Source organism: Brevibacillus fluminis (assembly GCF_003710825.1).
In the GTDB taxonomy this organism is placed as follows: domain Bacteria; phylum Bacillota; class Bacilli; order Brevibacillales; family Brevibacillaceae; genus Brevibacillus_D; species Brevibacillus_D fluminis.
In genome coordinates this window covers 311,127-331,303 of sequence record NZ_RHHQ01000004.1, presented here as the reverse complement: position 1 = coordinate 331,303, position 20,177 = coordinate 311,127, and the positions used below count along the sequence as shown (strand labels likewise).

At 48.8% G+C, this 20,177-nt stretch carries 21 protein-coding genes; all 21 read left to right on the top strand.

The annotated features are described in order from the left end of the window. Positions 1–48 precede the first annotated feature (48 nt). Positions 49–951, top strand: a complete 903-nt coding sequence (gene sucD, locus EDM56_RS03825) for a succinate--CoA ligase subunit alpha (protein ID WP_122916553.1) — start codon at positions 49–51, stop codon at positions 949–951. Positions 952–1,081: 130 nt separating this feature from the next. After that, positions 1,082–2,182, top strand: a complete 1,101-nt coding sequence (gene dprA, locus EDM56_RS03820; RefSeq protein ID WP_246009245.1) for a DNA-processing protein DprA — start codon at positions 1,082–1,084, stop codon at positions 2,180–2,182. 92 nt (positions 2,183–2,274) lie between these two features. After that, positions 2,275–4,353 (top strand): type I DNA topoisomerase, encoded by a 2,079-nt coding sequence (gene topA, locus EDM56_RS03815; protein WP_122916551.1) that lies wholly within the window; start codon positions 2,275–2,277, stop codon positions 4,351–4,353. 37 nt (positions 4,354–4,390) lie between these two features. After that, on the top strand, positions 4,391–5,710 hold the full coding sequence (gene trmFO, locus EDM56_RS03810) for an FADH(2)-oxidizing methylenetetrahydrofolate--tRNA-(uracil(54)-C(5))-methyltransferase TrmFO (protein WP_122916550.1): 1,320 nt from the start codon (positions 4,391–4,393) through the stop codon (positions 5,708–5,710). Between the two features lie 56 nt (positions 5,711–5,766). Beyond that, on the top strand, positions 5,767–6,687 hold the full coding sequence (gene xerC, locus EDM56_RS03805; RefSeq protein ID WP_122916549.1) for a tyrosine recombinase XerC: 921 nt from the start codon (positions 5,767–5,769) through the stop codon (positions 6,685–6,687). Positions 6,688–6,693: 6 nt separating this feature from the next. Next, positions 6,694–7,239: an ATP-dependent protease subunit HslV gene (hslV, locus tag EDM56_RS03800; RefSeq protein ID WP_122916548.1), complete on the top strand. Its 546-nt coding sequence runs from the start codon at positions 6,694–6,696 to the stop codon at positions 7,237–7,239. A gap of 19 nt (positions 7,240–7,258) precedes the next feature. Continuing rightward, entirely contained in the window at positions 7,259–8,656 is a 1,398-nt protein-coding gene (hslU, locus tag EDM56_RS03795) for an ATP-dependent protease ATPase subunit HslU (protein ID WP_122916547.1), read from the top strand. 40 nt (positions 8,657–8,696) lie between these two features. Continuing rightward, positions 8,697–9,476, top strand: coding sequence for a GTP-sensing pleiotropic transcriptional regulator CodY (gene codY / locus EDM56_RS03790; RefSeq protein ID WP_122916546.1), 780 nt, complete (start codon positions 8,697–8,699; stop codon positions 9,474–9,476). 309 nt (positions 9,477–9,785) lie between these two features. Beyond that, positions 9,786–10,190, top strand: a complete 405-nt coding sequence (gene flgB, locus EDM56_RS03785; protein WP_122916545.1) for a flagellar basal body rod protein FlgB — start codon at positions 9,786–9,788, stop codon at positions 10,188–10,190. A 6-nt stretch (positions 10,191–10,196) separates the two neighbouring features. Further along, the gene (gene flgC / locus EDM56_RS03780; protein WP_122916544.1) at positions 10,197–10,658 is read left to right on the top strand and encodes a flagellar basal body rod protein FlgC; all 462 of its coding nucleotides are present in this window, start codon (positions 10,197–10,199) and stop codon (positions 10,656–10,658) included. 13 nt (positions 10,659–10,671) lie between these two features. Next, positions 10,672–10,968, top strand: a complete 297-nt coding sequence (fliE, locus tag EDM56_RS03775) for a flagellar hook-basal body complex protein FliE (RefSeq protein ID WP_122916543.1) — start codon at positions 10,672–10,674, stop codon at positions 10,966–10,968. 34 nt (positions 10,969–11,002) lie between these two features. Continuing rightward, on the top strand, positions 11,003–12,589 hold the full coding sequence (gene fliF / locus EDM56_RS03770; RefSeq protein WP_122916542.1) for a flagellar basal-body MS-ring/collar protein FliF: 1,587 nt from the start codon (positions 11,003–11,005) through the stop codon (positions 12,587–12,589). A gap of 11 nt (positions 12,590–12,600) precedes the next feature. Next, positions 12,601–13,614, top strand: coding sequence for a flagellar motor switch protein FliG (fliG, locus tag EDM56_RS03765; protein WP_122916541.1), 1,014 nt, complete (start codon positions 12,601–12,603; stop codon positions 13,612–13,614). Between the two features lie 97 nt (positions 13,615–13,711). After that, positions 13,712–14,428, top strand: a complete 717-nt coding sequence (locus tag EDM56_RS03760) for a FliH/SctL family protein (protein WP_342772367.1) — start codon at positions 13,712–13,714, stop codon at positions 14,426–14,428. Then, positions 14,415–15,737: a flagellar protein export ATPase FliI gene (gene fliI / locus EDM56_RS03755; protein WP_122916539.1), complete on the top strand. Its 1,323-nt coding sequence runs from the start codon at positions 14,415–14,417 to the stop codon at positions 15,735–15,737. Before EDM56_RS03760 ends, fliI begins: the two co-directional genes overlap by 14 nt. Then, positions 15,737–16,177: a flagellar export protein FliJ gene (fliJ, locus tag EDM56_RS03750; protein ID WP_122916538.1), complete on the top strand. Its 441-nt coding sequence runs from the start codon at positions 15,737–15,739 to the stop codon at positions 16,175–16,177. Before fliI ends, fliJ begins: the two co-directional genes overlap by 1 nt. Positions 16,178–16,194: 17 nt before the next feature. Beyond that, the gene (locus tag EDM56_RS03745) at positions 16,195–17,085 is read left to right on the top strand and encodes a magnesium transporter MgtE N-terminal domain-containing protein (protein ID WP_122916537.1); all 891 of its coding nucleotides are present in this window, start codon (positions 16,195–16,197) and stop codon (positions 17,083–17,085) included. A 56-nt stretch (positions 17,086–17,141) separates the two neighbouring features. Beyond that, positions 17,142–18,533 (top strand): flagellar hook-length control protein FliK, encoded by a 1,392-nt coding sequence (locus tag EDM56_RS03740; RefSeq protein WP_246009244.1) that lies wholly within the window; start codon positions 17,142–17,144, stop codon positions 18,531–18,533. 23 nt (positions 18,534–18,556) lie between these two features. Further along, on the top strand, positions 18,557–18,955 hold the full coding sequence (locus EDM56_RS03735; protein ID WP_122916536.1) for a TIGR02530 family flagellar biosynthesis protein: 399 nt from the start codon (positions 18,557–18,559) through the stop codon (positions 18,953–18,955). Between the two features lie 100 nt (positions 18,956–19,055). After that, complete coding sequence (locus tag EDM56_RS03730; RefSeq protein ID WP_122916535.1) at positions 19,056–19,877, top strand: flagellar hook-basal body complex protein; 822 nt, start codon at positions 19,056–19,058, stop codon at positions 19,875–19,877. A 74-nt stretch (positions 19,878–19,951) separates the two neighbouring features. Next, positions 19,952–20,176 (top strand): flagellar FlbD family protein, encoded by a 225-nt coding sequence (locus tag EDM56_RS03725; RefSeq protein ID WP_122916534.1) that lies wholly within the window; start codon positions 19,952–19,954, stop codon positions 20,174–20,176. Position 20,177 lies beyond the last annotated feature (1 nt).

Sequence of the window (20,177 nt, the reverse complement as noted above, 5' to 3'; positions counted from 1 at the left end):
AGTTTTTCTTATGAACCGATACGTAAGAAAAGGTGGGAACTATACGCGATGAGTATCCTCGTTAATAAAAATACAAAAGTAATTACGCAAGGGATTACTGGTGCTACTGGTCTGTTCCATGCGAAAGGTGCCCTCGAATACGGTACACAAATGGTTGGCGGTGTAACACCAGGTAAAGGTGGCACTGAGGTTGAAGGCATTCCAGTTTTCAACACCGTTGCTGAAGCTGTAGCTGCTACAGGTGCAAACGCGTCTGTTATTTATGTCGCTCCTCCATTCGCTGCTGATGCGATCATGGAAGCAGTTGACGCTGAGTTGGATCTCGTGATCTGCATCACAGAAGGTATTCCAGTAATCGACATGATCAAAGTGAAACGCTACATGGAAGGCAAAAAGACTCGTCTGATCGGTCCAAACTGCCCAGGCGTTATTACTCCAGGCGAATGCAAAATCGGTATCATGCCTGGCTACATCCACACACCAGGTAAAGTGGGCATCGTTTCCCGCTCCGGTACCCTCACGTACGAAGCAGTACACCAAACATCTACTCGTGGCATTGGTCAATCCACTGCAGTCGGTATCGGTGGAGACCCTGTAAACGGTACCAACTTCATCGATGTACTGAGCCTGTTCAACGAAGATCCAGACACAGAAGCAGTAATCATGATCGGTGAAATCGGCGGTACAGCGGAAGAAGAAGCGGCAGAATGGATCGCTGCTAACATGAAAAAGCCAGTAATCGGCTTCATCGGCGGTCAAACTGCACCTCCAGGAAAACGCATGGGCCATGCTGGTGCGATCATCTCCGGCGGTAAAGGTACAGCAGCTGAAAAAATCGCGAAGCTCGAATCCTGCGGTGTTCGCGTAGCGAAAACACCTGCTGTGATCGGCGAAACGCTGGTAGAAGTATTGAAAGAAAAAGGCTTGCTGGAAAAAGTAATGAGCAAGTAATATGCTTTTTAAAAGGGAGACGGCTGTGCCGTCTTCTTTTTTTACGCTCAAAAGGTGAAACAAGATTCATATTTTTGCGAATGCTTCTGTCTCTTCCTATAATATAGAGAAAAAGGAGGGGGAGCACGGAGTGAAAGAGAGTCTGCTAGAACGAGATTGGCTTTATTCGTTACGGATAAGAAAAGGTGTGGGAAGACGGATGCTGCAGCGTCTGTTTGAACGGTATGGATGTTTTTCCGTAATAAGACAGCTTGATCAAGAAGAATTGAGCCGTGAGCTACAAATCTCGCCAACAATAGGTGCGGCTATTCTCTCACAACTGGTCCCCGAGCAAATCGAATGGGAGAAACAAAGACGCGTCATGGCGGGGCAACGCTTCATCTGCATCCTAGATCCAGAGTTTCCGGAGAGTTTGCGCGAAATCCCAGACCCACCGATGCTGTTGTTTTATGCTGGTGAGTTGTCCTTACTGCAAAAGCCGTTGGTTGCTGTCGTCGGTGCTCGAAAACCAACTTCATACGGAAGAGCGTCTTGTCAATTTTTGACAGAACAACTGTCGAATCTTGGGTTAGGAATCGTATCCGGTCTTGCCCTTGGGATCGATGCAATCGCCCATCAGACAGCGATTCGAACGGGAGGAACGACGATCGCCGTGCTCGGATGCGGAATTGATATCGTGTACCCGCGCTCCAACTCCGGGCTTTTTGCACAAATCAAGGAAAAAGGTTTACTACTAAGTGAACATCCGTATGGCACTAGCCCAGTACCGGGGCTTTTTCCTGAACGAAATCGCATCATCAGTGGACTTTCGCTCGGGACCTTGGTGGTGGAAGCAGCGGAAAAAAGTGGTTCTTTAATCACGGCCGACTGCGCATTAGAGCAAGGAAGGGACGTTTTCGCGGTGCCGGGACCGATTTTTTCGGAAATGAGCGCAGGTCCGCATAATTTGATAAAACAGGGAGCAAAGCTAGTAACAAATGCAGCTGATTTGGCGGAAGAGTGGATCGGACAGCTTGCCACAAGTGCACACATATCATTGCGCGAAAAACCAAAGGTAAATGATGAAGAGCGGGAAGTATTGGCATTGCTCACGCACGAGCCGCTCCATCATAACCAGCTCGCGGACATGGTGCCGGCTGAAGTAAACCGCATGCTCAACAAGCATCTACTGATGCTTGAGACAAAGGGTCTGATCCATAGTTTGCCGGGCGGTTTTTATGTCAAAAACTAAAAATCAAGAGCTTATCCTGCCAAATGTTTGACAAATGCAACTTGCTTATTGAATAATAGGGGAGATTCTATACCTGAAGGGGGAGGAAGGAATTGGCAGATGCGCTAGTGATCGTCGAGTCCCCGGCGAAGGCAAAAACAATTGGAAAATACCTCGGTGGAAAATATATTGTAAAAGCTTCGATGGGCCATGTTAGAGATCTCCCCAAAAGTCAGATGGGTGTAGATGTAGAGAAGGGATTTGAACCGAAATACATCACGATTCGCGGCAAGGGAGATGTACTGAAGGTTTTAAAGGATGCTGCGAAAAAAGTGAAGAAAATATATCTCGCAGCCGACCCGGATCGCGAAGGAGAAGCAATCGCATGGCATCTGGCGCAATATCTGGGATTGGATACAAGCCAGCCGCTTCGCGTCGTGTTCAATGAAATTACCAAGGAAGCGATTAAGGATGCATTCAAACATCCGCGCCATATCAATATGGACTTGGTGAATGCCCAACAGGCACGGCGTATTCTCGACCGGCTTGTTGGTTATAATATCAGCCCGATTCTGTGGAAAAAAGTTCGCAAAGGTCTTAGTGCTGGACGCGTCCAATCGGTAACGGTCAAAATGATTATCGACAGGGAAAAAGAAATCAATGCATTTATCCCTGAAGAGTATTGGACGATCACGAATACGATGCTGTATGAAGGAAAGCCGTTTGAGGCGCGCTTTTATGGCTACGATGGTGAAAAAGTAGAGCTGCATTCTGAACAGGAAGTACAGGAAGTGCTCGCTCGGATCAAAGACAAATCGTACATCGTGAAAAAGGTTACCAAGAAGGAACGCAAACGGAATCCTGCACCGCCATTCACCACCAGCTCGCTTCAGCAGGAAGCGGCCCGAAAGCTTAATTTCCGCACTGCAAAAACGATGATGTTGGCACAGCAATTGTATGAAGGGATCGACTTGGGTAAAGAAGGTACTGTCGGTTTGATTACATACATGCGTACTGACTCAACCCGCATCTCCCAGACTGCGCAAAATGAGGCAAAAGAATTTATCGTCTCCACGTATGGACCGACCTACTCTCCGGAAGAAGCGCGAGTTCACGGCAAAAGCGAAGGGGCTCAGGATGCGCATGAAGCGATTCGGCCTACTTCGGTATTGAGAACGCCTGAAGAGATGAAAGCCTTTTTGGGTAGGGACCAGCTGCGTCTATACCGATTGATCTGGGAACGCTTTGTTGCCAGTCAAATGTCTTCTGCCGTTCTCGATACGATGAGCGTGGACATCGAGGTTAACCAGGTGATCTTCCGAGCGACCGGTTCAAAGATTAAATTCCCTGGATTCATGAAAGTCTATGTGGAAGGCAACGATGACGGCGGCAATGAGGATGAAAAATTTTTGCCTCCGATTGAAGAAGGGCGCGAGGTGCAGGAGGAAAATATCGAACCGAACCAGCATTTCACTCAGCCTCCACCACGTTATACAGAGGCGCGGCTTGTCAAAACGCTGGAGGAAAACGGAATCGGACGTCCATCCACCTATTCGCCTACACTTGAGACAATTCAGAAGCGCGGTTATGTAGCGCTTGATGAGAAACGGTTTGTGCCGACTGAACTTGGAGAAATCGTCATCTCGTTGGTTGAGGAGTTTTTCCCTGAAATACTCGACGTAGAATTTACCTCCCAAATGGAGTCGGAGCTCGACCACATTGAGGATGGAGTAATCAATTGGATCAAAGTGCTTGATGAATTTTATGGTGACTTTGCCAAACGCGTTACAGTGGCAGAAGAAGAGATGAAAGAAGTCGAGCTAAAAGACGAAGAATCGGACGAGGTTTGTGAACTGTGCGGCAGCGTTATGGTTTATAAGCTTGGCCGCTTTGGCAAGTTCCTCGCTTGCTCCGGCTTCCCGGATTGCCGCAATACAAAACCAATCGTCAAAGAAATTGGCGTGACCTGTCCTTCTTGTCACGAAGGTTCCATCATCGAACGGAAAAGCAAAAAGAGCCGGGTGTTTTACGGCTGCAACCGCTATCCGGAATGTGAATACGTGTCATGGGACAAACCGATATCACGGCCATGTCCAAAGTGCAACAGCTTGATGGTCGAGAAAAAACGGAAAAAACAAGGGGTCAGCGTCGTGTGCACGAGCTGTGACTACATGGAGGAAGCAGACACCTGATCGGGACCGAGATACTAAAGCAGTGGAGGAAGTCAGCATGACAAAATCTTATGTAACTGTAGTTGGCGCTGGATTGGCGGGAAGTGAGGCAGCCTGGCAAATTGCCCAGGCTGGCGTTCCTGTCAAGCTGTACGAAATGCGCCCGAAAGTGCAAACACCTGCGCACCATACGGAAAAATTCGCAGAATTGGTCTGCAGCAATTCACTTCGCGCCAATTCGCTAACCAATGCGGTAGGCGTATTAAAGGAAGAAATGAGAAGACTCGGATCCGTCATTATCGAAGCAGCGGATCGCTGTGCAGTTCCGGCAGGTGGCGCACTTGCAGTTGACCGGCATGAATTTGCCGATTATGTCACGGAAGCGGTGCGTAACCATCCGCTCATCGAAGTCATTACTGATGAAATCACCGAGTTGCCGGAAGGGCCGACCGTGATTGCGAGCGGTCCACTCACTTCTCCGGCACTGTCTTCTAAGTTGAAAGAACTGACCGGTGAAGAGTACCTGTATTTCTATGATGCGGCGGCGCCAATCATTGAAAAAGATTCGATCGACATGAACAAAGTCTTCGTAGCTTCTCGTTACGATAAAGGTGAGGCGGCTTATCTCAACTGTCCAATGTCAGAGGAAGAGTTCAATCGATTCTATGAGGCGTTGATTACGGCGGAGACGGTACCGCTGAAAGAGTTTGAGAAAGAAATTTTCTTTGAAGGTTGCATGCCGATTGAAGTGATGGCAAATAGAGGCCGTCAGACCATGTTATTCGGACCGCTTAAGCCGGTAGGACTTATTGATCCGAACACCGGGAAGCAGCCGTATGCCGTTATCCAGCTGAGACAGGACAACAGCGCTGCAACGCTTTATAATATGGTAGGTTTCCAAACGCATCTGAAGTGGCCGGATCAAAAACGAGTCTTTTCGATGATTCCTGGTCTGGAAAATTGCGAGATTATCCGCTATGGCGTCATGCATCGCAATACGTTCATCAACTCACCGAAGCTTTTGCGTTCAACCTATCAATATCGCGAGCGCGACGACCTGTTTTTTGCGGGGCAAATGACAGGTGTGGAAGGCTATGTGGAATCAGCCGCTTCCGGACTTTTGGCAGGGTTGAATGCAGCGCGGTTGGTGAAGGGTGAAGAGCTTATGGTACTACCGCAAGAAACGGTGATGGGTAGCATGGCTCATTACATCACCACGACGGCAGCCAAGCATTTTCAACCGATGAACGCGAACTTTGGTCTGTTGCCCGATTTGCCTCAACGAATCCGCAACAAAAAAGAAAAAAACGAGCGAATCGCAGAACGTGCGTTGAATACAATTCAGAATTTTACACAAAAACGACACACAATTGGTTGAATATCTAAATTTGCTTGTGGTACTATAAAGGTGCTTTTGGGGGGAGTGCTTCAGAAATGAACTCTGCTCAATTTTCACGGGAAGTCGATGCTTACACGGATTACTTGAGGGTGGAAAAAAACGCCTCGCTTCATACCATCAACAACTACGTTGCAGATATACATGAATTTGTTGCATTTATGGAACAGCACCAAATCAACTCATTGGCTGCTGTTTCTTCTTTGCACGGGCGCTCTTTTTTGGCCCGCTTGGCAGGTCAAGGGTTGAAGCGCCGGAGTATCGCCCGGAAATTGTCTAGTTTGCGGAGCTTTTATCGCTTTCTGATGCGCGAAGGGGTTGTGACGCAGAATCCGTTTCAAGCTGTATCTACACCGAAAGTAGAAAAGAAGCTACCTTCCTTTCTCTATCCGCAAGAGATCGAACGATTGCTGACTGCTCCTGATGCCACGACACCGCTCGGGCAGCGGGACCAATTGATCTTTGAACTGTTGTATGCAAGTGGAATTCGTGTGTCAGAACTGGTAACACTAGAAGTAAAGGCGATTAATCTTTCGATGGGCGTTGCGCTTGTGTTTGGAAAAGGAGCGAAGGAGCGGTATGTTCCGATTGGCAGCTATGCCATTTCAGTGATCCGGGATTACCTTGCTTCCGGTCGACCGCAATTACTTGCGGGAAAAGCCGACTCAGGTATGCTGTTGCTCAACTATCGCGGAGAACCGCTCACAGATCGCAGCGTGCGCCGCATCGTCGATAAATACGTAGAGGAAACGGCTTTACATTTGAGCATTTCACCGCACACGTTTCGGCATACCTTTGCTACCCATATGTTGAATGCAGGGGCGGATTTGCGGACGGTTCAGGAATTGCTTGGACACGTGAACATCTCTACCACGCAAATTTATACACATGTGACCAAAGAACGGCTTCGTGAAGTGTACGATTCTGCTCATCCACGGGCAGAGAAACACGGGAGGTGAAGGACGATGGAACAATTTCATGCGACAACAATTTTTGCAATTCATCATCAAGGTGCTGGGGCGATGGCGGGAGACGGTCAAGTTACGTTCGCGAACAGCATGGTTATGAAGCATGGGGCAAAAAAAGTGCGCAGGCTCTATCGCGGTGAAGTTGTAGCTGGTTTTGCGGGCTCTGTGGCCGATGCCATCACGCTATTTGAAAAGTTTGAAGGGAAGCTGGAGGAGTATCACGGCAACCTGCAGCGCGCAGCGGTGGAGCTCGCCAAGGAATGGCGGAGTGATAAGATTCTGCACAAGCTGGAAGCGATGATGATCGTCATGAATACTTCCCATCTGTTGCTCATATCGGGAAATGGCGAAATCATCGAACCGGATGACGGAATCTTGGCAATCGGCTCGGGAGGCAGTTTCGCTCTTTCGGCTGGCCGTGCCTTGAAAAAATATGCTCCACATCTTACGGCGCGAGAAATAGCAGAGGCTTCATTGCTGACAGCGGCGGAAATTTGCGTCTTTACGAATTCCAATCTAGTGGTAGAAGAGATAAAGAGCTAAGCGAAAGGGAGGATGTCAAATGCTTGCGTTAGAACAGTTAACTCCCAGATCTATAGTCGAACATCTTGACAAATATATCGTTGGGCAAGCGCAAGCCAAAAAGGCGATCGCCGTTGCCCTGCGAAATCGCTATCGACGCAGCAAGCTTCCCGAAGGACTTAAAGAAGATGTGGTGCCGAAAAACATTTTGATGATTGGACCAACTGGCGTAGGGAAGACAGAGATAGCCCGCAGGATTGCCAAGCTGACAGGTGCGCCGTTTGTAAAGGTAGAAGCGACCAAATTTACGGAAGTCGGCTATGTCGGCCGAGATGTTGAATCGATGGTTCGCGATTTGATCGAATCTGCCATTCGTATTGTGAAAAACGAAAAGATGGAGACCGTTCAAGACAAAGCGGAAAAACTGGCAAACGAAGAGCTAGTCAATCTGCTGGTTCCATCCAAAAAACAGGCTAGCAATTTCAAAAATCCGCTGGAAATGCTGTTTGGCAATCAAAACCAACAGCAGAACACGCAAAACGATCCAGAGGACGCAAACATTCAACAAACGCGCAGACAAGTCGCATTCCAATTGGCAGCTGGCCAGTTAGAAGAGCAGATGGTAGAGATCGAGGTAGAGGATCAGGCACCATCGATGCTCGATATGTTTCAGGTTCCGGGGGCGGAGCAAATGGGGATGCAGATGCAGGATATGCTCGGTAGCCTCATGCCCAAAAAGACGAAGAAACGAAAATTGCGAATTAAAGAAGCGCGAAAGGTATTAATTCAGCAAGAAGCGCAAAAACTGGTGGATATGGATGAAGTCATTCAAGAATCCATCAATCGGGTGGAACAGCATGGCATCATTTTCATCGACGAGATCGACAAGATTGCTGGCAAAGACGGACGCGGGCCCGACGTATCACGTGAGGGTGTGCAGCGCGATATTTTGCCAATCGTGGAAGGCTCAACTGTGATGACCAAATATGGTCCAGTGAAAACGGACTACATTTTGTTCATCGCCGCAGGGGCGTTCCATATCGCAAAACCGTCTGATCTCATACCAGAATTGCAAGGGCGATTCCCGATTCGTGTGGAGCTGAGCAGCCTCAAAGTTGACGACTTCGTTCGGATTTTGACGGAGCCCAAAAATGCACTGATCAAGCAGTATGTCGCTTTGCTCGAAACCGAAGGGGTCCGGGTAGAGTTCACGCCAGAGGCTATCCGCGAGATTGCCGTTTTGGCTACTGAAGTGAATCAATCGACAGACAACATCGGGGCACGACGGTTGCACACCATTTTGGAAAAGCTGCTCGAAGATTTATCATTCGAAGCGCCTGACATCCATCTGGAGGTTGTGCAGATCACGCCGGCGTACGTGCAGGAAAAGCTGGCAACCATCGTGAAAAACCGTGATTTGAGTCAATACATCTTGTAAAACTACCACTGCGAAAAGTGAATATCAGGAGGACTTTAAAATGGATTTGCTTTCTAAGACAAGAAGAATCAATCGGATGCTGCAAAAATCTGCAGGACATGCGGTCAATTTCAACGAAATGGCGCAAGTCTTGAGCGACGTCATCGATGCAAATATTTATGTGTTGTCCCGCAAAGGGAAACTGTTAGGGTATGAAGTTGCGCAAGAAGTGGACAACGACCGCATTCGCAAAATGGTCGAAGAACGCCGTTTCCCAGAAGCATATAACAACAACCTGCTGAAAGTAGAAGAAACGTCAGCAAACCTGGATATCGATAGCCCATATACAGCGTTCCCTGTGGAAATGAAAGATGTGTTCCGCTCCGGATTGACAACGATCGTTCCTGTCATCGGCGGTGGTGACCGTCTGGGTACCCTGATTTTGGCCCGCCTGAACAATCGCTTCGTTGAGGATGATTTGATCCTGGCTGAAGTAGGTGCAACGGTTGTCGGTATGGAAATTTTGCGTGAGCGCGCGGAAGCGATTGAGGAAGAAGCGCGTAGTAAAGCGGTTGTGCAAATGGCGATCGGTTCTTTGTCCTACAGCGAACTGGAAGCAGTTGAACACATTTTCGATGAGCTGGAAGGAAAAGAAGGTTTGCTCGTTGCTTCTAAAATTGCGGACCGCGTCGGTATTACCCGTTCTGTGATTGTAAACGCGCTGCGCAAGCTGGAAAGCGCAGGCGTAATCGAGTCCCGCTCCCTTGGGATGAAAGGAACGTTCATCAAAATTTTGAACGAAAAGCTGCTCCCAGAACTGGAGAAGCTGAAAACTTCCTAAAGCTAGGTATAGGTAACTACTACTACGAGCCTACGATAAAAACAGCTTACAACTGTAAGCTGTTTTTTTGTATGGGGAAAATTCAGAGAATTCCTCGTTGGATGATATTTCCTTACATTTGGAACTATTTGTAGGTTGAAAATATAAAAATAGTGAAATAGTGCTTATGAATCAAATTGGGAGCTTCCATAAGATAGGGCTTTTTTACAAAATATGATTTTGATATGATTATTCGTGTTGAGTTGTCGAATTAGCAGGAATTATGGAGTCAATTGTTGAACTGGTAGTTATGTAATGGAGGGATTGCGAGTGTTATTTAATCAGACTTTGGGGATTATGGAGAGATCGCTGGATGCTTCCTCCCTCAGACTACGCACGATTCAAAACAATATCGCCAATGTGGATACGCCGCAGTACAAAAGCAAACAGGTAGCTTTTGAAAGTATGTTGCAAGCGGAACTGAATGGTGATAGTGAAAATTTGCCAGCCTACCGCACTGATGCACGCCACATACCGTTTTCTGACACGGGCTCAATTCCGCTGCCGACGATTACTTCAAATTCAGGTTTGATCATGCAAAATAACGGGAATAACGTCGATGTTGAGTATGAAGAAACCCAGTTAGCAAAAACACAGCTCTACTATCGAGGGTTGGCGGATATGACCAACGGTTATTTTGTCAAAATGAAGAGTGTCATAGATGGCGGGAGGTAGAAAGTAGTGGGAATGTTTCAAGGAATTGATTCAAGTGCTTCTGCCCTAACCGCAAACCGTTTGCGTCTGGATGTGATTGCAGCCAACCTGGCGAATGCAGAGTCGACGAGAGCGCAAATGGTAAACGGCGTGTGGCAACCATATCGTCGGAAAATGGTGGATCTTTCGCCAAAAACGAATGAATCGTTCGACAATTTTTTGCAGATGGCAATGGGCTCCGTTTCGCCCCAAGTCGAAAACGGCGTGCGTGTGACTGCCATTCGTGAAGACAGCACACCATTTCGCCGCGTGTATAATCCTGAGCACCCGGATGCTGATAAAGATGGCTACGTCTTTCTTCCTAACGTGGATACCATGAAGGAAATGGTTGACATGATTTCTGCATCGCGCGCTTATGAAGCGAACGTGACAGCTTTGAATGCGGCAAAGAGCATGATGCTGAAGGCGCTAGACATTAATGGGAGATAGGGGAAAGTAAAAAATGGAGATCAACGGCTTATCTAATGTCAGCATGATGCAACTGACGACACCGAAGACACCAACAGTTGCTGAAACAACAAAATCGTTTGGTGACTACTTGTCCAACGCACTCGATAACGTTAATGAAGCACAAGTTACTTCTGACAAACTTACGCAACAATTTGCTGCTGGTCAAGTCCAGGATGTGCACCAGGTAACAATTGCCGGTCAAAAAGCGACGATCCTTTTGCAGCTTACGACGCAAGTGCGCAATAAAGTGATTGAATCGTATCAAGAAATTATGCGCATGCCGTTGTAACGAATCGTGGTTATTTTCTCTGGCGAGGTGAAACATGAACGAACGTCTTTTACAATATAAAAATCAGATTGTAGAAAAATGGAATAGTTTAACGAGAAAGCAAAAATTGATTTTTTCCTCGATTGTCATCTTTCTGCTCGTTTCACTCGGCCTATACATATACATTGCGTCGAGACCGGTTTATGTTTCTTTATTCAAGCAACCGCTGAGTGAACAAGAGATCGGAACGATCAAGCAGGAGCTGGATTCCAGCAAAGTAGATTACCATATCATAAACAACGGTACAGGAATTGAAGTGCCGCAAGTGAATGCGCAGGATGTCATCGTGGATTTGGCAGCAAAAGGGATTCCGAGCACGGCGGGAATCAGCACACAAATTTTCACCGGGACAAGCTCCTTTGGGATCACTGATCGCCAATTCGATGTGCTGAAAAAAGACGCGCTGCAGGCCGAATTGAAAAAAATGCTTGAGCGGGTAGATGGAGTACAGACCGCACAAGTGATGCTCACGTTGCCGAATGATGACGTGTGGGTGACTGAGACGAAGGAACAGGCATCGGCATCGGTGATCGTGCAGATCGAACCAGGCAAACAGTTAACACCCGAACAGACAAGGGCCTTATATTTTATTGTTTCTCGAAGTGTACCGAACTTGCCAACCGATCAAATTACAATTACCGACCAATACTCGAATTTGCTGAAGCTGCCTGACACGGACGATTCAACCAACTCGATGTCTGCTTATCAGCAGCAAGAGAAAATCAAAGCGGAAGTTCAAGCAAATATTCAAAAAGATATTTATAATTTCCTCGGCGTCATTATGGGGCGAGATAAAGTCATTGTGCAAACAGCCGTGAAAATGGACTTTGCCAATGAGAAGCGTGAAGAAAAACTGGTGACAGCACCGGATACGACCAATAACGAAGGCTTAGTCATCAGTGCGAAAAAGTTGTCGGAAACATTCTCAGGACAAGGGACACCGCCGGGAGGTACTGCCGGAACAGGACAAAACGATGTACCGAGTTTTCCAGGAGCAAGTCAAAGTGGCTCAAACAGCAATTATGAAAAAACAGATGATATCGTAAACCGAGAAGTAAACCGGATTACACGCAATATCGTGGAAAGCCCGTACAAGCTTGTAGACCTGTCGATCAACGTCGGGGTAGAACCTCCAACGGGCGGTCAGCTTGACCAACAAACGATGGATAGCATCCGTCAAGTGTTGCGCAACGTGGTAAAAGTATCGCTGAGCGAAAAAGGTGTATCGCTGACACAGGATGAACTCGATCAACGCATCTCCATCTTCCCACGTACATTCTCGGGTAAAGTTGTGGTCGAACAGCAGACAGGCTTAAGTCCTTCCTTGCTTATCGGAGCAGGTGTCTTGGCGCTTCTGGCACTTGGAGCCGTGGGCTTCATGGTATTCCGCCGTCGCAAGCAAGCGCAGCAATTGCAAGAAGAATTTACTGACATTCCAGAACCTCAAATTTTCGAGGTTCCCGATCTACAATACGATGAAAATAGCGATGAGGTTGTTGTGCGAAAACAACTCGAAAAACTGGCGCGTAGTAGGCCGGACGAGTTTGTCGTCTTGCTCCGTACCTGGTTAGCTGAAGATTAGGGAGTGAGGTTATGGCGCGCGGTGCCAAGGAATTGACAGGCCGTCAGAAGGCTGCCATTCTTCTCATCTCGCTTGGGCCGGAAGTTTCGGCACAGGTGTTCAAACATTTGCGAGAAGACGAAATTGAGCAGTTGACATTGGAGATTGCTAATGTCAGAAGAGTGGATAACGAGGAAAAAGATAAGATCTTAGCCGAATTTCATCAAATCGCAGTAGCCAAAGATGTTATCTCCCAGGGCGGGATCACATACGCCAAAGAAATCTTGCAAAAAGCGCTGGGCGAAACGAAAGCGATGGATATTATCAATCGCTTGACAGCGAACTTGCAGGTACGACCGTTTGACTTTGCGAGAAAAGCAGACCCGAATCAAATTTTGAACTTTTTACAGAACGAGCACTCCCAAACGATTGCTCTGGTGCTCGCTTATTTGGAGCCTCAGCAGGCTGCTCTCATTCTTTCTTCGCTGCCACAGGAACGACAGGCGGATGTTGCGAAGCGCATCGCCTTGATGGACAGCACATCGCCGGAAGTCATCACGCAGGTCGAACAGGTTTTGGAGCAAAAACTGTCTGCAACCGTTACGCAAGATTATACGCAAGCGGGCGGTATCGAGGCGATCGTCAACGTCCTGAATGGCGTAGACCGCAGTACGGAGCGAACCATTCTTGACTCGCTGGAAATCCAAGACCCCGAGCTTGCGGAAGAGATCAAGAAACGGATGTTCGTATTCGAAGACATCGCATCGTTGGACAATCGCTCGATTCAACGTGTTATACGCGATGTCGAGAACGCAGACCTGCAGCTCTCGCTCAAAGTTGCGAGCGAAGAGGTACGCGAGACGGTCTTCCGAAATATGTCCAAGCGCATGGCCGAAACGTTCAAAGAAGAAATGGAATTTATGGGACCAGTACGTCTCCGGGATGTCGAAGAGGCGCAGTCGCGCATCGTCGCTACAATTCGCCGCTTAGAAGAGGCGGGTGAAATTATCATTGCCCGCGGCGGAGGGGATGATATCATTGTCTAGGATTTTTAAAGCGTCTAGCTATCAGCATTCAGATGAGAAGATTCTCCTTTCTGTAAAAGCTTCATTGCCTCTTAAGACGGAAGATCTTGGAGAAAGGTTGCAGGAAAGTGAGAAATATTTGAATGAGGTTCAACTCGAAGCGCAAACCATCCTTCGCGATGCCGAAGAAATGGCAAAGCGGATATTGGCTGAAGCGGTCGAACAGGCAGAGTTGAACAAAAATCAGGCAGAAGCCGATTTTCAGCAATGGACACAGGAGCAGCGGAGGCAGGCAGAAGTCCAAATCGAACAAGATCGCCAGCAGGCGCGCCAGGAAGGGTACCAGCAAGGGCTGATCGAAGGGAAGCAGCAAGCGCTTCAAGAGGAAGAGCAAACCGTCCAGATGGCCAAGCAAGTGTTGGAAAAGGCCTATGCGGAAAAACGGACGATCATCGCTGAAGCAGAGCCGTTTCTCGTAGATTTATCAACAGAAATTGCTCGGAAAATCATCGGGGATGAACTGGAATTGGATCAAATGAAGAAGCTAGAGCTCGTGGGCAGGTACTTGCGCCGCTCCCGTGTGCACGGAGAAATCTCCTTGTATGTCAATCATGCGAACTATCCCTTCCTATCCGAGTACAGGCAGCAATTGGCTTCCTTGTTCGATGGACAAGCTGAGCTGCAAATTTTTCCAGACCATACCGTCAAGGATGAAGGCTGCGTGATCCGAACGCCGCTTGGCAGCATCGATGCGCGCATTGATACGCAGCTTACCGAAATAAAACAAGCACTGATCGAGATTGCACGGGGAAGTGAAGCAGATGAGCCATCTTGATCTGAAAAAATACTTATACGCACTCGAGCAGATGGACCCCGTTAGAGTGAACGGAAAAGTAACACAGGTCATCGGACTAACAATTGAATCACATGGTCCGGAGACAAAGCTAGGTGAGGTTTGTCTGATATACCCACAGAACGCGCAGGAACCGATTATGGCTGAGGTTGTCGGCTTCCGTGATCACAAAGTGCTGCTGATGCCGCTTGGCGAGTTAACCGCAGTTGGGCCTGGATGTGATGTGGTAGCGACTGGCAAACCACTATCCGTCAAGGTCGGACCAGAGATACTCGGCTATGTGCTCGATGGTCTTGGAAGACCGATGGATGGTTCGTTTCTTCCTTATGGATTGACGTCGTATCCGACGGAGAATCAGCCGCCAAATCCATTGACCCGTCCGCGCATTGAAGAGAAATTAAATGTCGGCGTTCGGGCCATCGATGGTCTGTTGACAGTTGGCAAAGGGCAGCGTGTCGGTATTTTTGCCGGTTCCGGCGTAGGGAAAAGTACACTCTTGGGTATGATCGCAAGAAACACATCGGCAGATATCAATGTGATCGGATTAATCGGAGAGCGTGGACGCGAGGTAAAGGAGTTCATCGAGCGCGATCTCGGTGAAGAGGGCCTTAAACGATCCATCCTGGTCGTGGCTACCTCTGACCAGCCTGCCATGATTCGTATCAAAGGCGCGATGCTGGCGACATCCATCGCCGAATATTTTCGCGACCGCGGGCTGAACGTCATGCTCATGATGGACTCTGTCACTCGCTTTGCGATGGCACAGCGTGAGGTCGGACTTGCGATTGGCGAGCCGCCGGCAACGAGAGGGTACACGCCTTCCGTATTTGCCATGCTGCCGCGCTTATTGGAGCGTGCAGGGACCTCCCACCAAGGAAGCATCACGGCTTTTTATACCGTGCTTGTCGACTCGGACGACATGAACGATCCGATTGCCGATGCGGTGCGGGGGATTTTGGACGGTCACATTGTGCTGGATCGGAAAATCGCCCAAAAAGGGCATTTCCCGGCAATTGATGTTCTACAAAGCGTAAGTCGTGTCATGAACGAAATTTGCACGCATCAGCATCTCGATGCGGCACGTACGCTGAAGCGGCATATGGCTACATATAAAGAAGCGGAAGACCTGATCAACATCGGTGCCTATAAGCAAGGCAGCAATCGCGACATCGATGCGGCCATTCGTTTTCGGGATGTGATTACCGGCTTCACGGCTCAAGGGACACATGAACCGGCAGAGCTGGAGAAAACCATCAATGCGCTGATCGCTCATTTTGGAGGGCTGAACTAATGGCGGTATTTCGCTTTCATCTCCAGAAGATTCTCGATTTAAAGGAAAAGGAACAGGAGCAGGCCGAATGGGCTTTCGGCAAGTCCGTTCAAAAAAAGACCGAAGAAGAAGAGAAGCTGGTTCATCTGCATCATCGTAGGGATCAGCTGACCGATACGCTGCACAAGCTGCAGGAGCAAGCGTGCACAGCAGCCAAGCTGATTGAAATGAATCAATTCCGCCTGGCGATCGACAAGGCGATCGTGCAGCAGGTTGACACTATCTCTGCGTGCGACCGAAACGTGGAGAGCTGCAAGCGGACGATGACGTCCAAAATGCAGGAAAACCAACTGTGGAGCAAACTCAAAGAAAAAGAACGCCTCAAATACGACGAGGCAGCAAAATATCGGGAGCAACAGATATTGGATGAGATCGGCCTCGTTCAGTACGTTCGCAGATAGCCGGTAGGAGGTTCATCATGGAAGAAACCCAGGAAGAGAAATCGTATAGCAAGTGGGAATGGATTTTTTATATGATCATCATCCCGGCCTTGTTTGCGAGTATCCTGGGCGGTGTTCTGCTAAGCTTCTTGGGCGTGAATGTAGTGGGAAAAGTGTTAGGCTGGGCGAATACCATTCCCTACATTGAAAAAATTGTCCCGGATGTACCGCAGGAAGCTGACCCGGATGCGGCAAAAAAGCAAAACGTGCAGAACCAATTGGTTACGACTCAAACTGATTTGAACAAAAGCAAGCAGCAGCTCTCGCAAATGCAAGGGGAGTCGGCCCAAAAGGACGCCACGATCCAAAGCCTGCAAAAACAGGTGCAGGATTTGCAAAAGATGATGGAAGACAAAAAAACGGATGCCGCAGAACGGCAGAAGCAATTCCAGGATTTATCCAAAATTTATACAAGCATGTCGCCGAAAAACGCTGCGGCGATCGTTGAAAATCTTTCGGTGGAAGAGGCCGTTACGGTGCTTGCCGCAATGAAACCCGAGCAGCGTGCAGACCTCTTGGCGAAAATGGATCCGAAAAAAGCGGCTGACATTTCGATTTTGCTGAAGGATACGACGATTAGCAAAGATGATGACATCGCGGCGCTCCAACAGCGCGTGCAGGTACTCACCAAGGCACTGAGCGAGACAAGGCAAGATTCGACTAGTATGGACAATCTCGTCAATTCGTTTTCGCAAATGCCGGCAGCCCGCGCTGCAGATATCATAACCGCGCTGATGACAACCAACCAAAAGCGTGCGATTTCCATTATGGCAGGCATGGCCAATGACAAGCGCGCGCAAGTGTTGGCCGCAATTGGTGAGAAAAACACCACACTGGCTGCTCGCATTACCAGCGAGTTGCTCCGATAGCCCCAAAGGCTGTCGATTACATAGCAACAATTTTTTCAAAAGCAGGAGGTGACGCAATGAACGTAAGCAATACGGTTTCTACGTTTACGACCGCTGACGCACAAGCAGCGACCGGGCTTGGCGGTGGGAAGAATGCGGCGATGCCAGAGCAGCAAGCCGGTTTTGGCAACTTGTTGGCTAGTGAGCTAACTGGCCTTCTATCCAACATCCAGACGCAAACGGTGGATTCACTTATTCCTCAGACTGCTGAGCAAGATGACAAAGGTGATGATGTAGGTGACCTGCTCGCTATGCTTGATCAACTCTTGCAAAGCGGAACAGTCAACATGTTTCCACAACAAGCTATTGATCAGGCAAGCCAAGTGACACAGACGGAGTCGCCGGATCAAGGTCAGTTGGCAGTCAGTCTGCAGCCAAATGTCAAGCAAGCTTTGGTCGCAGCTTTTGTCCAACAGGGGATGGATGATCAGAGTGCCGGTCAGATGGCTGACTTGTTGGAATCCTTGGCCCGTTCACAATCGCCAGACCAACAGCCTCAAGTAAAGCAAGCTGTACAACAGGCGGTCGCAATTTTGGCGAAATACGGGGTAGACGTTCAACAAGTGGTTCAACCGGAAGGCGTTGCAAATGACCCTGAAGTATCGTTCACCACAACCAAGAAAACGGTTGGTGGAAATCCACGGGACATGCGTTATTCGCCGGTAAACCAATTCCAGCCAGCCATACAGGCTAATTTGTTGCCACACCAAGTTCAGGTGGCATTGGCAAAATATCAGCCAGGCTTGGCAATCCGTCCGGAACAGCCGCAAAAACAACTGGATCAATTGCTGCAAGCTGCGTTGCAAAACGTCGCTGAACTGACCAATGCGTCGTCAGATGATGTACAGACGAACAGCAACTCATTTGCGGGTAGTCTGCAAACAGCTCTGCAGCCGAATGCGCAGCAGACAAACGCACCGACCGCACAATCGAGCGGTGAGCTGGTTCGTTCGGAGCATTTACCAAAAGATGTTGCGAATTTGTTCGTGAAGCAAATGAAAATCGTGGGTGCGAACGGAATGTCTGAAGCGAAAATAACGTTGCATCCGCAAGCACTCGGCCAAGTTGATGTGAAAATTACTGCGAACAATCATGTAATCACCGCACAATTCGCTGCTGATACGCATGCGGGCAAGGAATTGTTGGACAATCAATTGCCACAATTACGCGCAGCTTTGACTCAATTGGGTCTGCAGGTCGACCGTTTGGAAGTGACGCAGCAGCAGCCTTCCCAGCAAGCGCAATTCGGGTTCCAGGAACAGCGTGGAAGCCAGCAGAATCGCCAGGGAGAGCAGAAAAAGCAATCCAATGAGGACGATGCTGAATTTAACATTGACGCATTGACAGAGTCTAGTGGTGCAGATAGCTGGCTAGCCTCGAAGCAAGCAAAAGTGGAATATTCCGTGTAACGGGTTGGAGGGATGTAACCGTCATGAGTGAACAATTTCGCGTCGGTCAATCGTTCTATCCATCCCAAACACGATTTCCAGCAAAGCAGATGGCACCTGCGCCGACCAAAAAGCCATTTGAGCAATGGCTGCAGGATTCGCTGCCTGGCACATCGCAAAAGCCAGCACAGCCGCTCAGTTTTAGCCAGCATGCTTCCGTAAGAATGCGGGAGCGGGGAATTGAGCTAGATGCCGCTCGCCTCGCGAAGCTGGAGGGCGCTGTGACAAAAGCAGCGGGAAAAGGCGCTAAGGAATCACTGATCATGATGGACAATGTGGCGTTCGTCGTCAGCATCGTCAATCGGAAAGTGATCACTGCCGTTGAGCAAGGCCAACTGAAGGACAATGTGTTTACCAACATTGACAGTGCCATTTTCGTATAAGCAAACGTAAGGGATGGGGGCTGGCCCTCGATCGAGGAAGCCCAGCGATTGCCGACTGACTGAGGCAATCGGAACTACACAACTTTAGGGGGATTGTTGAATGCTTCGTTCAATGTATTCTGGGGTTTCTGGTATGCGTGGCTTTCAAACAAAACTGGACGTAATCGGCAACAATATCGCAAACGTGAATACAGTCGGTTTCAAGAAGAGCCGCGTCATGTTTCAAGATATTTTGAGCCAAAACGTCGCTGGCGCATCTGCGGGTACAGAAGGCGGTCTCGGCGGAATTAACGCTAGACAAGTCGGCCTTGGTGCCACAACCGCATCGATCGACGTCGTGCACTCGCCTGGTAGCCCAATGACCACAAATCTGACATCTGACCTCGCGATTGAAGGAGACACCTTCTTCGTCGTAACACCGGATGGCGGCACAACGCAGTACCTGACGCGCGCTGGTAACTTTACCCGAGACGGGAACGGATTCTTGGTTAACTCCCAAGGGATGAACGTGCTGACAAGCGGCGGAGAGCCGGTCCAAATCGACCGCAACACGTATGTGTCGTATTCCATCGGAAAAGACGGCAGCATCAATGCGACGGATGCACAAGGCGCAACAACCTCGCTCGGCTTTATTGGCGTGGCGAAGGTAGACAACGCATCCGGTCTGAAGAAGCTTGGCAACTCCCTGTATGAAATGACACCAAATGCGAATGCAGGTGGAGAGACGGCCGTACAGCTGGGCGCTCCGACCGATGAAGGCTTCAACTCTTCGATCGTTTCTGGCGTTCTGGAAATGTCAAACGTCGACTTGTCAGAGGAATTTACGGAAATGATCGTGGCTCAGCGCGGTTTCCAAGCGAACTCCCGCATTATTACCACTTCTGACACAGTATTGGAAGAGTTGATCAACCTGAAACGCTAGATCGTAAGGTAAAATAAAGGAAGCAGGGCGGGGCCTTGGGCCCTCCCACTTCCTCATGTGAAAGGGTTGGTCAGATGATCGAATTAACTCGATTGAGCGGAGGAAAATTCTTTCTCAATATCACCCATATAGAAGTCGTTGAAGCAACTCCTGATACGGTCATCACGCTATTGAACGGGAAAAAGCTTTTGGTAAAGGAACCAGCAAAAGCCATTGCTGAACAAATCACCGCATTTTACCAAAAAGCCAACTCGGCGACCGTTATTCCACGTCCTGAAGACGACGACTCTATAGTATAGC